The organism is Levilactobacillus spicheri DSM 15429, from assembly GCF_001435095.1.
GTDB classification, from domain to species: Bacteria; Bacillota; Bacilli; order Lactobacillales; family Lactobacillaceae; genus Levilactobacillus; species Levilactobacillus spicheri.
The window spans coordinates 236,019-250,902 of sequence record NZ_AZFC01000035.1 but is presented as its reverse complement, the minus strand read 5'-3'; the positions used below and the strand labels follow the sequence as shown (position 1 = coordinate 250,902).

General features: G+C 56.5%; 9 protein-coding genes. 7 read left to right on the top strand and 2 right to left on the bottom strand.

Annotated elements, in window-relative coordinates; all coding sequences use genetic code 11:
• Window positions 1–506: 506 nt before the first annotated feature.
• On the bottom strand, window positions 507–2,363 hold the full coding sequence (locus FD37_RS09995) for a cation:proton antiporter domain-containing protein (protein ID WP_147007715.1): 1,857 nt from the start codon (window positions 2,361–2,363) through the stop codon (window positions 507–509).
• 531 nt (window positions 2,364–2,894) lie between these two features.
• On the opposite strand from FD37_RS09995, the gene helD reads away from it, so the two are divergent.
• From helD to FD37_RS09970, 5 genes are all read left to right on the top strand, one after another.
• The gene (helD, locus tag FD37_RS09990) at window positions 2,895–5,198 is read left to right on the top strand and encodes an RNA polymerase recycling motor HelD (RefSeq protein WP_056965075.1); all 2,304 of its coding nucleotides are present in this window, start codon (window positions 2,895–2,897) and stop codon (window positions 5,196–5,198) included.
• A gap of 153 nt (window positions 5,199–5,351) precedes the next feature.
• Window positions 5,352–6,275: a type I pantothenate kinase gene (gene coaA, locus FD37_RS09985; RefSeq protein ID WP_056965073.1), complete on the top strand. Its 924-nt coding sequence runs from the start codon at window positions 5,352–5,354 to the stop codon at window positions 6,273–6,275.
• 89 nt (window positions 6,276–6,364) lie between these two features.
• Window positions 6,365–6,943 carry a hypothetical protein gene (locus tag FD37_RS09980; RefSeq protein WP_056965070.1) on the top strand — a complete coding sequence of 193 codons (579 nt, stop codon included), beginning with the start codon at window positions 6,365–6,367 and terminating at the stop codon, window positions 6,941–6,943.
• A gap of 80 nt (window positions 6,944–7,023) precedes the next feature.
• Window positions 7,024–8,580, top strand: coding sequence for a glutamine-hydrolyzing GMP synthase (gene guaA / locus FD37_RS09975; protein ID WP_045808152.1), 1,557 nt, complete (start codon window positions 7,024–7,026; stop codon window positions 8,578–8,580).
• 252 nt (window positions 8,581–8,832) lie between these two features.
• Window positions 8,833–9,420, top strand: coding sequence for a DUF3841 domain-containing protein (locus tag FD37_RS09970; protein ID WP_056965069.1), 588 nt, complete (start codon window positions 8,833–8,835; stop codon window positions 9,418–9,420).
• Between the two features lie 88 nt (window positions 9,421–9,508).
• Here the strand turns inward: FD37_RS09970 and FD37_RS09965 are convergent, their stop codons facing one another.
• Window positions 9,509–10,075 carry a DUF805 domain-containing protein gene (locus FD37_RS09965; RefSeq protein WP_056965067.1) on the bottom strand — a complete coding sequence of 189 codons (567 nt, stop codon included), beginning with the start codon at window positions 10,073–10,075 and terminating at the stop codon, window positions 9,509–9,511.
• Between the two features lie 325 nt (window positions 10,076–10,400).
• On the opposite strand from FD37_RS09965, the gene FD37_RS09960 reads away from it, so the two are divergent.
• Complete coding sequence (locus FD37_RS09960) at window positions 10,401–10,973, top strand: matrixin family metalloprotease (protein WP_045808154.1); 573 nt, start codon at window positions 10,401–10,403, stop codon at window positions 10,971–10,973.
• Between the two features lie 445 nt (window positions 10,974–11,418).
• On the top strand, window positions 11,419–14,745 hold the full coding sequence (locus FD37_RS09955; RefSeq protein WP_056965066.1) for an LPXTG cell wall anchor domain-containing protein: 3,327 nt from the start codon (window positions 11,419–11,421) through the stop codon (window positions 14,743–14,745).
• The last annotated feature ends 139 nt before the right edge of the window (window positions 14,746–14,884 follow it).

Below are 14,884 nucleotides of genomic sequence, written 5' to 3'. Positions count from 1 at the left end.
GGCGCTCCACGCCGGCGAGCAAGCCGGCCGAGGTGGGCACGACTCCGAAGCCCTGCCACCCCCGCAGGTCTCCGGAGCTCGGCCTTGACGTAAGCCGGCTGAAAAACACCGGCTAACGTCAATTTCACCACGGCCGGCAAGTCGCCTCTGTTTCGCTGACGATTGAGAATGATGGCCACTAACGGGGGGATTGGCCACTTTAGAACGATGAAGATTACGGATACCGTGGGTTTGGCGAACGGGTCCATGAAGGTGTCTTTAGGCCGTAATGAAAGTAACGGTGGTGCTTATTCAAGTAGATAATCAGTGAAGAAAGGGGAAATCAACTATCTAGGTGAGCGGGAGGGCCAATAAAAATAGGCTCAGGGGTGAAATCTGTCTTAGCCGGTGTTTTTTACCGGCTTAGACAAAGGTCGGTCTGGAAGACCTGGTTTACGGGTTTCCAGCCGTGCCCACCCCGTTCCAGCCTATTTTTATTGGCCCGGAAGCGTGATTTAGCGGAATGTTTAATTGAGGATGCCCAGTTCGCGGCGGAGTTCGCGGGCGGTGGCGGGAGTGCTGGTGAAAATCAGCCGGTCGTTGAACTTCAGCAGGGTCTCACCGGTCGGCCGGACGAAGTGGCCTTCCCGGAAGATCTGGCTGATGGTGATGTCGCCGACGAACGGCAACTGCCGGATGGCCTGGTCGGTGTAGCGGCGGTTGCGCAGCGTGACTTCGTAGACCGTGGAAGTGGTCGAGGTCAGCAGGCGTAAGGTGGCCGGCGTTTCGATCAGGCTGCGGAGCATGGCGATGTTGACGTTCGGGGTGTTGTAGACCTCGATGCCCAGGTCGGTCAGCTCGTCCTCCCGCTCGTCCAGAACGTTGCGGTCCTCGAAGCGTACGATGACCCGGTTGACCCCGTAGGCCTTGGCTGCCTTGGCCAGCTCGTAGTTTTTATTGGCGTTAAAATGGCCCAGGACCACCGTGTCGGCGTCGAACACGCCCGCGGCCTCGGCCGTTGCGGCGGTCAGGTCGGGGATCAATTGGTCGTTGACCTCGGAGTTGTAGGTCCGGTAGTTGGCTTCCTTGTCGGTGTACATGGTGATGTCGTACCAGCCGGTGGCCAGCTGTTGGGCGACGGGCACCGTCAGGAGGTTGGTCCCGATGAAGTGGACGACACTCTTCTTGAGGTCCTCGGCTTCGGCGGAGTAGCTGAGATTAAAGAGCAGGGGTCCGCAAACACAGGTCAGCACGGCGGCCAGCAGGAAGGCCCCGGACTGTTGCGAGGTGACGGCGTGCATGCTTTTGGCGACCTGGAGCACCGCCAGGACCATGGTGATGGTCACGCTGGAGATGGCGGTCCCGGCTAGGGCGTTGGCCCGTTTGAACCGTAACCGCAGGACGCCGTAAACGATGACCTTGGCCAGCAGGTAGGCCACGAAAAATGCGGGAATCAGCACCAACGTGGCCGGTTGGGCCAACAGCTGCCGCAGGTTCAGGTTGGCACCGCTCATCATGAAGAAGATGGGAATGAAGAAGCCGTAGCCGATGGCGTCGAGGCGGACCTTGGTGTCCTCGCCGGGTTGCAGGAGCTTCATCACGATCCCGGCGACGAAGGCCCCCAGGATGCCCTCGGCCCCGACCGATTCGGCCAGGACGACCAGGCTAAAGATCAGGAAGAAGGCCAGCCGGATGTCCAACTGAGTGGTCGACTTGTTGATGCGTTGGTAAAAGGTGAAGAACGGCTTGAACCGCAGGAACAGCACGCCGGCGGCCAGGAAGATCAGCAGGATCAGCCACAGCGACTGGTTGTGGCTGCCGAAGATGGCGGCGTAGAGGGTCAGCGCCAACAGGGGCACGATTTCCCCCAGGGCGGCGATCAGGAGAATCGTTTGACCAAAGGGCTTGCTGAGGAGCTCCTTTTCCTTGAGCGTGGCGATGACGATTCCCAGTGAGATGGTCATGAAGATGATGGCGGCCAGCCAGGGGTCGGCGAAGAGCTTGAGGGCGACGCAGGCCCAGCCCAGTAACAGGGAGCTGACGACGATGCCGGTGTAGGCCGTGCCAGCGAGAAAGACCGGTGAGTGCTTCGGCGCGCTGTTGGCCACCTTGGCGGCCAGGGGCGTTTGCGGCACCTTGCGCCGGGAGAACAGGCTGAAGTCGATTTCCATCCCACTCAGGAACAGCAGGAAGATGACCCCGGTGTTCGAGAGCAGGTTCAGGGTGGCGTTTGCGTGTACCAGGTTGAAGACGCTGGGACCCAGGAGAATCCCCACGAGGATTTCCACCACGGCGGTCGGCAGGACGCTTAAGCGGAACCAGACCATGGCGAGTGGGGTGACGAGGGCGGCAGTTAAGATGATTAATAGTGATAGTTGATTCATGATGACCCCTCCAAACGTTGGCTCCATTATAGCAAACCTCCCGCGGCATGGCAGTCAGAGGCATTGGGGTCAATGCTATCTTGTTAGTTGGGTGGGGAGATTGCACTCCGTGTCGGCCGTGGTGGTGGGGACGACCATCAAGGCGCTTCTACGACACGACGTCAGTGGGACGGTAGCCTTATCTAATGAAGAATACGCGTCCGACTAGTTGATCAGAAAATGGTGGGAACATTGACGGGTGTTTTCCATGCTAAATGAAGGAAGCATCAATGCCACTCCACTACAGTGGTAGTTAAGACGACATAGTGGGATGACTGCTATGTCAAGATTGCTGGAGCGAAGTCGTGCCCACGGTCGTCACGGCCCAGCTGAGCGGAAGCAATCGACCCTTTTCGCTTCTTGATCAAGAAGCGGTGCCAGTAACCTTAAAGGTAGATTCCTTTATTTGTAGGGAAAATAAGTGTAAACTGTTTAGGCGAATTATTGAAAAACTGACCGTTACGACGCCAGTGACATCAAGGAGGAATTACGTTGGCAGATTCAATCAAAGCCCATGAACAGAAGCATTTAGATGAGGTCGTTGCCAAGATCAAGGTGGCCCAGGCTGAGGCTAAGAAACGAATCGACGTCGCCGAAAGCGATGAGGCGGGGATTCGGAAGAACTTTGTCAACGACCTGCGGATCAAGACCGACAGTTACGAGGGCCTCATGGAGACCGCCCTGTCCGTCCGGCAGCAACAACAGCTGCTGGCCGAACGGCAGAACAGCTGGCAGCACGCCACGACCGAGTTGAGCACCCTCAAGCGCCTGGAGAAGCGGGCCTACTTCGCCCGCATCGACTTTCAGGAGACGCCGACGTCTAAGCCCGAGACCATTTACATCGGGCTGGGGTCCTTCTCGGATTCGCCGGACCACTTCCTGATCTATGACTGGCGAGCGCCCATCTCCAGCATCTACTACGATGGGGAGCTGGGCAACGTCAGCTACCAGACGCCGGACGGGGAACAGACCGTCGACGTGCAGCTCAAACGTCAATTTCAGATTGAGGACGGCACCATCGTCACGCTCTACGACACCGACCAAACGGTGACTGATCAGATGCTGCTGTCCGCGCTGAGCGAGCACTCCGATACCCATATGAAGAGTATCGTGACCACCATTCAAAAGGAACAAAACCAGATTATCCGGGACACCAAGTCCGACCTGCTGTTCGTGCAGGGGGCTGCGGGGTCCGGGAAGACGGCCGCCATTTTACAACGGGTCGCCTTCCTGCTGTACCGCTACCGGGGACACCTGAACGCGGGGCAGGTCATCCTGTTCTCGCCGAACCAACTCTTTAACGACTACATCGACCAGGTGCTGCCCGAACTGGGGGAGCACAACATGGTCCAGATGACGTACTACCAGTATGCCGGTCGACGGTTACCGAAGATCGACATTGAAACGCTGGCCCAACGCTTTGCCGAGACCAACACGGCCGCCGAGAAGAAGATTGCTGCGCTGAAGGGCAGCCTCGCCTTCTTTAACGCGGTGACCGACTACGCCGACCACCTGGAGCAGGCGGGGATGGTCTTCCGCAACATCGCCTTTCAGGGCAAGACCTACATCCCCAAGGAAAAGATCCAGGAGATCTACTACCGCTTCAACCGCAACTACCACTTGGGCAACCGCCTGCAGGCCACCAAGGAGGCCCTGGTGCGAATCTTGAACCGGCGGATCGCCGGGGAGATGAAGTCCAAGTGGGTCGAAGAGACCATCCAGGACCTCAGCAAGGAACAACTGGACAGCCTGTACGGCGACCATCCACGGGAATTCGATTCCGCGGACAAGGAGTTTCAATTCTTGGCGCGCAAGGTGGTCATGCAGTCCCTGGAACCCGTCCGCAGAGCCATCGTGCGGGCCCGCTTCCTCAGCATCAACAACCAGTACGTCCACATGCTACGCCAGATGCCGCAACACATCGACCTGGCCAAGTACGGCATCAGCCAGGCGGACTGGAACACCAGCGTCGAGACCACGATTGCCGAGCTGCGGGACCACAAGATGCGGCTGGTCAACACCACGCCGTACCTGTACCTCTACGATAAGATCGCCGGCAAGAACGGGGACCGCGACATGCGCTACGTCTTCATGGATGAGATTCAGGACTACAACGCCTTTCAACTGGCCTTCCTGAAGACGACCTTCCCGCGGGCCCGCTTCACCATGCTGGGGGACCTGAACCAGGCCATCTTCACCAAGGAAAACAGCCACACGCTGCTGCACGAGCTGAGCACCATGTTCGACCCGGAGAAGACCCGGGTGGTCCAGCTGACGCGCTCGTATCGTTCGACGCAACAGGTGACCGACTTCACCAAGCACATCCTGAAGAACGGCGAGGCGGTGACCTCGTTCGCCCGGGAAGGGGAGCTGCCGACCATGACGGTGGCGACCGACGAGGACCAAGCTCTACACCGGGTCATGGCCGAGCTGAAACGCAACGATGCCGACCAGGAGACCACGGCGATCATCGGTAAGGACCTGGCGGATTGCCGGGACCTGACCGAGAAACTGCGGGCCAAGGGCGTGGCGGTCACGCTGATTCAGTCGGAAAACCAACGGCTGGCTCCCGGCGTGATCGTGGTGCCGTCCTTCCTGGCCAAGGGGCTGGAATTCGATGCAGTCATCGTGTGGCAGGCGTCGCGGAGCCGTTACTCCGCCGATGACGAGCGGCAGTTGCTCTACACCATCTGCTCACGGGCGATGCACCGGCTGAGCCTGGTGGCCATCGGCGAGCTGTCACCGCTCCTGAGTGACGTGCCGACCAGCGAGTATGACGTGGTCGCGGCCGACTAACTGATGATGAATAGAAAGGCGCCCGGAGATTCTTTCCCGGGCGCCTTTTTGAGTTGGTCAATCGTGGCGGGCATTCGCCGAAAGCGGTTCATTTCTGAAGAGAATGCGTTATAATGAAAGATAAATTTTGCAAAATGATTTCGAGGTGTCTTCATGAGTGATCCCATCAATTACAACGCGTTTAGCCGCGAGCAGTGGAAGCAGTTCGCCAACGCCACGGCGCTACCGCTGACCCAGGAAAGCTTACGGCAGATCAAAGCGTTCAACGACCGTATTTCCCTCCAAGACGTGCAGGATATCTACATTCCGTTGGTGCACCTGCTACGGATCGAGTTCGACCGGTACCGCCAGCTTCAACGGGACAAGGCGACCTTCTTACACAAACAACCGCACCGGGTGCCGTTTATCATCGGCATCGCCGGCAGTGTCGCGGTGGGCAAGAGTACCGCCGCGCGGCTGCTCGAGGTCCTGTTGAACCACTACTTCGTGGGGCAGCGGATTCAGCTGATCACCACCGACGGTTTCCTGTACAGCAACGAGGAACTGAAGAAGCGCAACCTGATGGCCCGCAAAGGCTTTCCGGAAAGCTACAACATGCCGGCGCTGATCAACTTCTTAAACGAGGTCAAGTCGGGGGCGCCGCTGATCAAGGCGCCGCTGTATTCGCATAAGATCTACGACGTGGTCCCGGACCAGTTCGAGTACATCGTGCACCCCGACATCCTGATCGTTGAGGGCATCAACACCTTACAGCTGCCGACCAACGAGCAGATCTACGTCAGCGACTTCACCGACTTTTCCATCTACGTAGATGCTGAGGCGTCGCTGATTGAGAGCTGGTTCTTGGAACGGTTTGAACTGTTGCTCGAGACGGCCTTTCAGGACCCGACCAACTATTACTACCCGTACGCAATCGGCGATCACGATGAGGCCATCCGCAAGAGCAAGCAGGTCTGGCACGACATCGACCTGAAGAACCTGGAGGAGTACATCCTGCCGACCCGGAACCGGGCGGACATGATCATCCACAAGACCTTCCACCACCGAATCGACCGGCTTCTGCTGCGGAAGTACTAGCCGCCAACGACCGTCGGTGTTGCACGCTCGCTGACACGGATGAGTGGGTGATTTAAAAGCTGGCAATTTAGTTAGGGGGAATCGGCCGAATGTTACGAGAAGCAACGATCGTTGATGCCGACGCGGTGGCGATGATGGTCCTGCACGAACTGGAGCGGCGCCAGTACCGCCAACTCCGGCGGGTCAGTAAGGAACAGCTTTCCCAGCTGCTCTTCGTGGGCTACCACCAGCCCGACTTTCGCTACGGCTACCCGCAGGCCCACGTGTACCAGAACCAGGGCGTGGCGGTCGCGGTGGCCTACGGGTTTCCGGCGGCACGCGAGGCGACCCTGGATAACCGCTGGACGGCGCTGTTCGCCCGGCTGCAGGTCACGCCCCCGCAACATCCGGTGGTCCAGCCCCGGGCCCAGCCCGACGAGTGGTACCTGGACCTCCTGACGGTCAACCCGCGGTACGCGCATAAGACCTACCAGCAGAAGTGGTTCGACGAGTGGCTGATGGGCGAGACGATTCACCGCGCCCGCCAGAGTGGCCAGCCGGTTTTGGGGATGGATGTGCGTCCCGGGACTGGAATCGCTTCCTTGGCCGCCCAGTTTGGGTTTGTCGCCACGAGCCGGCGCCGCTTTGACCGGCAAACCTACTTACACTTGCGTTATCCGTTGACTTGACGGGGAAGTTTCGATTGACCACACCCCGGGAAACCGGTAGAATATAGGCAATGTTTAGCAATTAAGAAAGGGTGAATGGCTTGGCAAACGTTGATCTGTCCAAATTTGACAAAATCATCGTCTTAGATTTCGGTAGTCAGTATAACCAACTGATTACGCGCCGGATCCGTGACTTGGGCGTTTACTCCGAGCTCAAAGCGCACACCATGAGTGCCGCGGAGATCAAGGCTTGGGGCCCCAAGGGGATCATCTTTTCTGGCGGCCCCAACAGTGTGTACGATGACGACGCACTGAAGGTCGACCCAGAGATCTTTAAGCTCGGGATTCCGATTCTGGGAATCTGTTACGGCATGCAACTGATGGCGTACAACCTTCCGGGTGGGAAGGTCGAGTCCGCGGACAACCGGGAATACGGTCGGGCGGACATTGACGTCCTCAGCGACGACGCGACGCTCTTCAAGGGCACGCCTAAGGAACAAACAGTCTGGATGAGTCACGGGGACCTCGTGACGCAGGTGCCCGACGGTTTCGACCGGGTCGCAACCAGTGAGAACTGTCCCATCTCCGCCATGCAAAACGTGGCCCAAAACTTTTACGGGATTCAATTTCACGCCGAAGTTCGGAACACGGCGTACGGCAATGACATCCTGAAGCACTTTGCCTTCGATGTCTGCCACGCCGAGGCCAACTGGTCGATGGACGACTTCATCGACCTGCAGATCGACCAGATTCGTAAGACGGTCGGCAACAAGCGCGTGCTGTTGGGCCTGTCCGGTGGGGTCGATTCCTCCGTCGTGGGGGTCCTGTTGCACAAGGCCATTGGCCCGCAACTGACCAGCATTTTCGTCGACCACGGCTTGCTCCGAAAGGGCGAAGCCAAGCAGGTCATGGACAGTCTGGAAGGCAAGTTCGGCCTGAACATCGTCAAGGTCGACGCCCAGGACCGCTTCATGAGCAAGCTGGCGGGTGTGACAGAACCGGAAAAGAAACGGAAGATCATCGGTAACGAGTTCATCCAGGTCTTTAACGATGAAGCCCAAAAGCTGGACGGCATCGACTTCTTGGCCCAAGGCACGTTGTACACCGACGTGATTGAAAGCGGGACCGACACGGCCCAAACGATCAAGTCCCACCATAACGTGGGGGGCTTGCCGAAGGACATGCACTTCCAATTGATCGAACCACTCCGCTCCCTGTTTAAGGACGAGGCCCGGAGCTTAGGGGAAAAGTTGGGGATGCCGAGCGACTTAGTTTGGCGTCAGCCGTTCCCTGGTCCGGGTCTGGGGATTCGGGTCTTGGGTGAGATTACGCCCGAGAAGCTCCAAATCGTGCGGGACAGTGACTTGATCCTGCGTGAGGAAATCAAGAAGGCCGGTCTGGACCGCGATATCTGGCAATACTTTACGGTGCTGCCAAACATCAAGTCGGTCGGCGTGATGGGTGACGGGCGGACCTACGACTACGCGGTCGGGATTCGGGCCGTGACCTCCATCGATGGGATGACGGCGGACTTCGCGCACATTCCGTGGGACGTCTTGCAAGAGATCTCCGTACGGATCGTTAACGAAGTCAAGCACGTAAACCGCATCCTGTACGATGTGACGAGCAAGCCGCCTTCGACCATTGAGTGGGAATAAGCTTCTCGCTCGGTAAATCAAACTTTAAGGAGCACACTCTTGGATTCGGTGTCCGGGGGTGTGCTTTTTTTGAGGGCTTTTTGAAGCGCCTAAAATCAGAGAAACCGGTCATGCCGGTGCTTCGCGGGCGGGTAGGTCTAGGCCTGCCAGTCGGCAGGAAGTGCTGAAACGGGTCGACAATTCTCGTCAATCAGGTATGATAGTTAGCGGACTCGCTAAGCGGGCCAACTAGGAAACTGACGGGGGAAAGAAATGATTATGTGGACAGTTCAGCCGATGGCAGTCTATCGGCAGCTGGAACGAGACGGCGTGTTTCGGTGTGATATTACCCAATCGGCATGGCAGGATGCACCAGAATTTATGACGGCCTACCGGTGGATGCGTGGCCAGATGGAACGACGGATTGGGCCGGCACCGGTGGCGGACGCTTACCCGATTTGGGGCTGGTATCGGCGTGATTGGCAACACAAACGACCGGATTTTCGGTACTACCGGGATTATGAAGACCAGGTTTGTCTGGAAATCGACGTGCCGGAGGAGCAGGTCTTGTTGAGCGATTTTGAGACTTGGAATGGTATCTTGAATGAAGGCTATTTGTCCGGGGCTAGGAACGAGGCCGAGTTTGATGCCGGACAAGCGTGGTACGACGCATTGCCCGCCCAACGAAAGCAACGGGAACTGCATCGGTCGTGGACCAGAGTTTTTGAAATTGGTCCCGTGCATGATCCGAGTTGGTGGATCGGTAAGGACGTGCAGGGATGCATCTGGGAACTGCGGCAAGAACAGATTAAACACGTGTTGCGCGTCCGCAAGGGGCAGCGCATGGAACAACTCTTTTAGCGCTGACGGTGACCAGCGTTACAGCACCATATATATGAAAAGGCCCATCCAAGACAACGTTGAACGTCTTGAGTGGGCCTTTTCGGTTTTAGAGAAATCGGTTGTACCGTTGCTTCGAGGGCTGGCAGGCCAGCCCGAATAGGATGAGGGCGCCGAGAAATGGAACCAGGTAGAGCAGCCAGCACAGGCCGCTCATGCCGATGTCGTGGAGGCGGCGGACCATGGCGGTGATGGCCGCGATGCTCATCACCAAGTAGTAAGTCGCGAAGAGCAGGAGAATGACCATCGGCGCGATGACCGATTGCCCGGTGTAATCACTACTGAGGCTGTTGAAGAAAAAGGAAAGCGCGACGGACAGGGGGAAGTTGAGCAGAAAGATGCCCAGCGTGCCCCACCAGTAATCGGCCCGGCCCAGCCGCTTATTGATGTGAAAGAGGTCCTGGAAGTACAGCTTGGTCGAGGGTCCCAATCCCGGGGCCGGACTCTCGTTGTACGGCTGATCCGGTCGGGGTTCCTCGGTGGATGCGACCGATGGTGGGGTCGGCGTTGTCGGTTGATTGGCCAGCGCCTGTTGGGCCCCACAGGCGGGACAGAAGGCGTCCGTCGCCGGAAGGGCCTTGCCACATTGGGAACAGAAATGATGATGGGTTTGCATACGCTTGCTCCTTTAGAAGATCTGTAGAGACGTCATCAGGAACAAGATAAGGGATTGGATGGAAGAACGCAACGAGAAGTCAAATGGGGAAGTTAGCGCGGTCAATGTTACTGAAAAGGCGGAATTGGTTAAGCCCCTGATAAGGTTCTTGAGCAAAGTGTGAAGCCGACATGATGGCGGGATGAAGGTTTTGGCATAATTTTGCGAACAGGTGCTGATTTTGACCACTCTGTGAAAATTGGAGTGGTCATCTATTCATGTAATTCCTTATCATCACTATAAGATATTTATCACAGAAGCCAAGTAAGAAAGTGAGCTGCCGCTGATGACAACCCACCGACTGAAAGACCTTATCAGAATCACGAGCTGTTTTCTCGCACTGACCCTGTGCCTGTGGGGTCTCCCCACGGCCGCCAGCGCTGCGCCGGTCATCCGGACCCCGCACTGGGGAAGCTGGCAGACCCGGACCATCACCTACCACTATCCGGGAAAGTCGACTTATTACCGAAGCATTTGGCGCCAGGCCGCGACCCAGTGGAATCGAACGGGTGCCATCCGGTTAAAACGGGTGCAACGGGCCCGACACGCCGACGTGGTGGTGAAGACCGCTAACGTGGGGATGACCTATTCCGGGCGGACCCATTACCGCTACCGGCCACAGAAAAACGGGCACGTCATCGTGGCGGCCAAGGCCACGTTAAACCACAAGGTCCTTTCCACGTACCGCTATACGAAGCAGCAGCGTATCAACGTCGCCGCCCACGAAATCGGGCACGCCATTGGCTTGGGTCACTCGAAGTGTCCCAAGAGCGTGATGCACGCCACCAACCGGCACGCGCGGGTCAACCGGCAGGATCGGTTAGCGTTGAAGCGGGCGTATAAGAGCCAGGGGTCCTAGGGAAACGGCCCCTTTTAAACTGAGTCGCCCGTCCGTCCAAAGCAAGGAAAATTGGTCAGACCACTAGTGGTGTCAATAACCCCTGAAACAGATAATTAGCACCTGTAATCACCTAGACCACTTGGTTGCCGGCGGGGCCACCAGGTGGTCTTTTTAATGGGGAGGTCTCAAGTGCCCTGGATAGTTTAATCCCTGCGCCGTTAGTCCGTTTTTTGACCTAACTTAACCCGCTAAAATCCGAAATAATTATACTTGTATAAGACTGCGCAATCCAGTCGTGACGGGGATTGATGAACTATCAACATTATATTTAGTGATAACAAAGTTTCATGTCATTGATTATTCCTCACAACCTGGCTATAATGGATAGTGACAACTAGATGAAATGCGGATTCTAGTTGTTGAATTGCCTGATTTTGGTCATAGTTAAAGAGGGGGACCAATCATGAAGGACTTAGAACGGAAAACACACTACAAGATGTACAAGTCACACAAGGGCTGGCTGGTGGCCGGTATCACGGTCACGAGTTTAGCCGTGGGGATTTTTGCGGGTCCGCAAACGACCCAAACGGCCAAGGCCGACGATGGTACGCCGGCGACGGAAGCCACGAGCGACGCCAACGCGGCGGAGAACGCCTCGCAGGTCACCCTGTCGAAGAGTGATACGACGGAATCCGGCACTCAGTCGGACCCGGCACCCGCTGCGAAATCAACGCCAGTCGCGGAAACGACGGGGGTCGCCGACGATGCGACTCAAGAAGAACCGGTAACTGAAAATGAAACCGTTAACTCGGACCCCGACGCGGTGAATGATCCCACGGGCAAGGATTCTGGCGATGGGACGATAACCGAAGAGAAGCAAGATGCTCCAGCAACGGCAAACCCAGTATCGGCGGAAAATGCTGAGGTGTCAGACGCAACGGCCGAAGCGGATACAAACCAATCAACCGAACCGGTCAAGACGGGGATTACCGTACAGAATCCGGATGACTTGACTAATAAAGTGACGGGACAACCGTCGTTTAACGTTAGCAAGGACAATCAACTTCAATATACCTACGACCACACGGATGCTAATGGTGTTAGCTCTGATTTGAGAGTCGTCGATGGTTATAGTGCTAGCCACCAAACGCAAGGGACGGGAGCTTGGCTGGGTGAAACGTATGCTAATAATATCCCACAAGATGCTAAGGGATATGATACGAATTCGCCGTTTGTAAACAGTCAATTGTATATCGATGAATGGCTTCCCGATTCGGGATTACAGTACTTTATCTGGCAAAATAACTTTGCCTCGAAGTACGCCACGATTGCCGACTTCCGGAATAACTTCACCAAGGCTGAATTGGCTACGGTCACGAATATCACGTCGACCGAAGCCATGCAGGCTACCACGCCAAATGGGTCGGTCCCAACGTCTTATTACTACGCGTTGATGTCCATGAAGACCCTTGAAGGGTTACAGAACGCGACAAACCTGGAAACACTGTATTTGTACCCGAACCCAGATGTTAGTCAAGCTACGCTTGGATCAGCGCTGAAGAACGGGAATCTATGGGATATTCGGGCCTTGAGCGGGTTGAAAAATTTGACAAGTGTCGATATTACGTTATTCTCCGTTAACGATATTTCTGCATTGGGGAACAAGGACAAGTTAACGCACGTGGGCTTGGCGTACAATCAGGTGACCGATATTTCGCCATTGGCGACCGATAAGAACCTCAATATCAAAACGGATGCACAGCTCAGTAATCAGCACATCTTGTTAGCGCCCATCCATGTCAGTGATAAATTAGCCAGTGGGAACAGTACAACTGCGGATGGCACGCTGACCTACACGACGCCCTCCTTTATTATCAAGGACCTGACTTCGGCAAACCTCCCTATCAGAGGGTTTGACAACTCCGAACAGACCTTGTACCCACTGCTGTACCCGTCAAGTGCGGATGCGGGAAACGTCAACGACAATACGTTGTCGTGGTACAACCTGCTCGCCGGAACGCAGAATTATTATGGGAGCCTCTCGACGACCTGGGCGGACACTAACAGTGACTTCGCGGGATACATCATTCAACCGTACGACATGGCTGCGGACGTCAGTGATTTAAACGTGAATATTCAATTACTACAGGCCAATGGCCAGCAAATCAACCTGGCACCGTCTACGCTGATTTCGGGTAAAGTTGGATCTGAAGTCAATGTGCAGTCTAATGCCACCGTCATGACGTTCTTGAATCAGCAGATTGAGAAGGGCTACACGTTCTCCGGCTTGATCCTAGACGGGACGGGGCGCTACTCAGATTACCTGGCCGGCAATGGCTTGGCCAACGCGCAGTCTTCGTGGGTCACGACTTTAGAAGATGAGTCGAAGAACTGGACCATCCTGTTTTACAAGGATGTCCTGCCATGGAACGTCACGGTGGATTACGGGTACAAGGATGCCGATGGTAAGTTCACGGCCATCACCGACGCAGATGATACAGCGGTGACCGATAGTCACACGGGGACTTCTGATGAACAATTAGCATTGAAGGATTACCAAAAGGACTTCCCGGACTACGTCTACACCGGCGCTGAAAGCAGTGTGGACGGGACGACCTGGACGGACATCAGCCAGGATGCCACGATTCCGTTCTTGGGGGCCAAACAGGTCATTCACATGGTCTACGCCCAAGCCAAGCGGGCCACGGTGACCATCAAGGATGCCACGACCGGTGAGACCGTGCAGACGTTAGACTACACGACCAATCCGGAACTCCGGGGCGCCATCGGGACGACCAGTTCCTTTGATTCCGCGACGGTGACGGATCCAGCAGTGGCCAAGGGTTACGTGGTGGTCAGTGATACCACCAAGAATGCCGATGGCACCAGCGCCATTGTCTTCACCAACGACGATACGGCGAACCTGAACTTTGTGGTCACGTTGGCCCACGCGTTTAACACCGTTGAAAAGGCGGTCCAAGAACAGATTACCTACCAAGATACTCAGAAGAACCAAGTCGCTGATCCGACCACCAAGACCATCACGTTTGCGACGGTGACGGATCAGGTCACGAACCAGTCCGTGACCTACAGTAAGGCGGACGCGACGAGTGCGCCAACGCTGGATGTCACCGGAAAACCAACCGATGCCGGCTGGACCGTTTACCAGGCGGGTGACCAGGTCGCATTTGACGCCGTCCAGAACCCGATGATCAAGGGGATGCACGTGGTCAAGACCACCGATCCCGCCAATGACCTGACGCAGGTCACGGAACAGACCATCACCTCCGAGGCGGCTAACCTGGCCTTCGTGGTGACCTATGCGGCCGACACGACCGGTGGTGGCGGAAATCCGGATCCGGAGAACCCAGACCCTGAGAATCCAGATCCGGAAACGCCAGATCCAGGTAATCCAGGTGGCGGCGGTTCCGTGACGCCGGAAGTCCCATCGACCGGCGGCAACTCCTCCGGTAGTGCGGGCGACCAAGGAACGGCGAACAAGAAGCCGAATAAGGTAACGGGTGGCCAAAACGCGGGCGCTGTTAATAACGGCGGTAGCGCCGCAACGGGGCAACCAGGCATGACCGCAGCGGTTACGACCGGTGGTCACGCAGCAAAGGTGGACTTGGCGGCGAACACGGCTAAGCAGCCGGCTCAAGCGACGTCGCAAAACGCCAGTGACCAGTTGCCACAGACTAATGAGCAAGCAAACAATGGCTTGGCCGTTGTGGGTCTCGCTCTGTTGGGCGCCTTAGCTGGGGCGTTTGGCTGGAAGAAGCGGCGGAATTAACGAAGTCAGCGCCGAATAAAAGCTAGAACAGGAAGATCCTGCTATGAGCAGACCAGTGATGGCCGTTCTCATAGCAGGATTTTCTTGTAAAATTAGGGGCCTCTCACGGGAAAATGTGAGGGGCCTCTTTCGGGTGTTC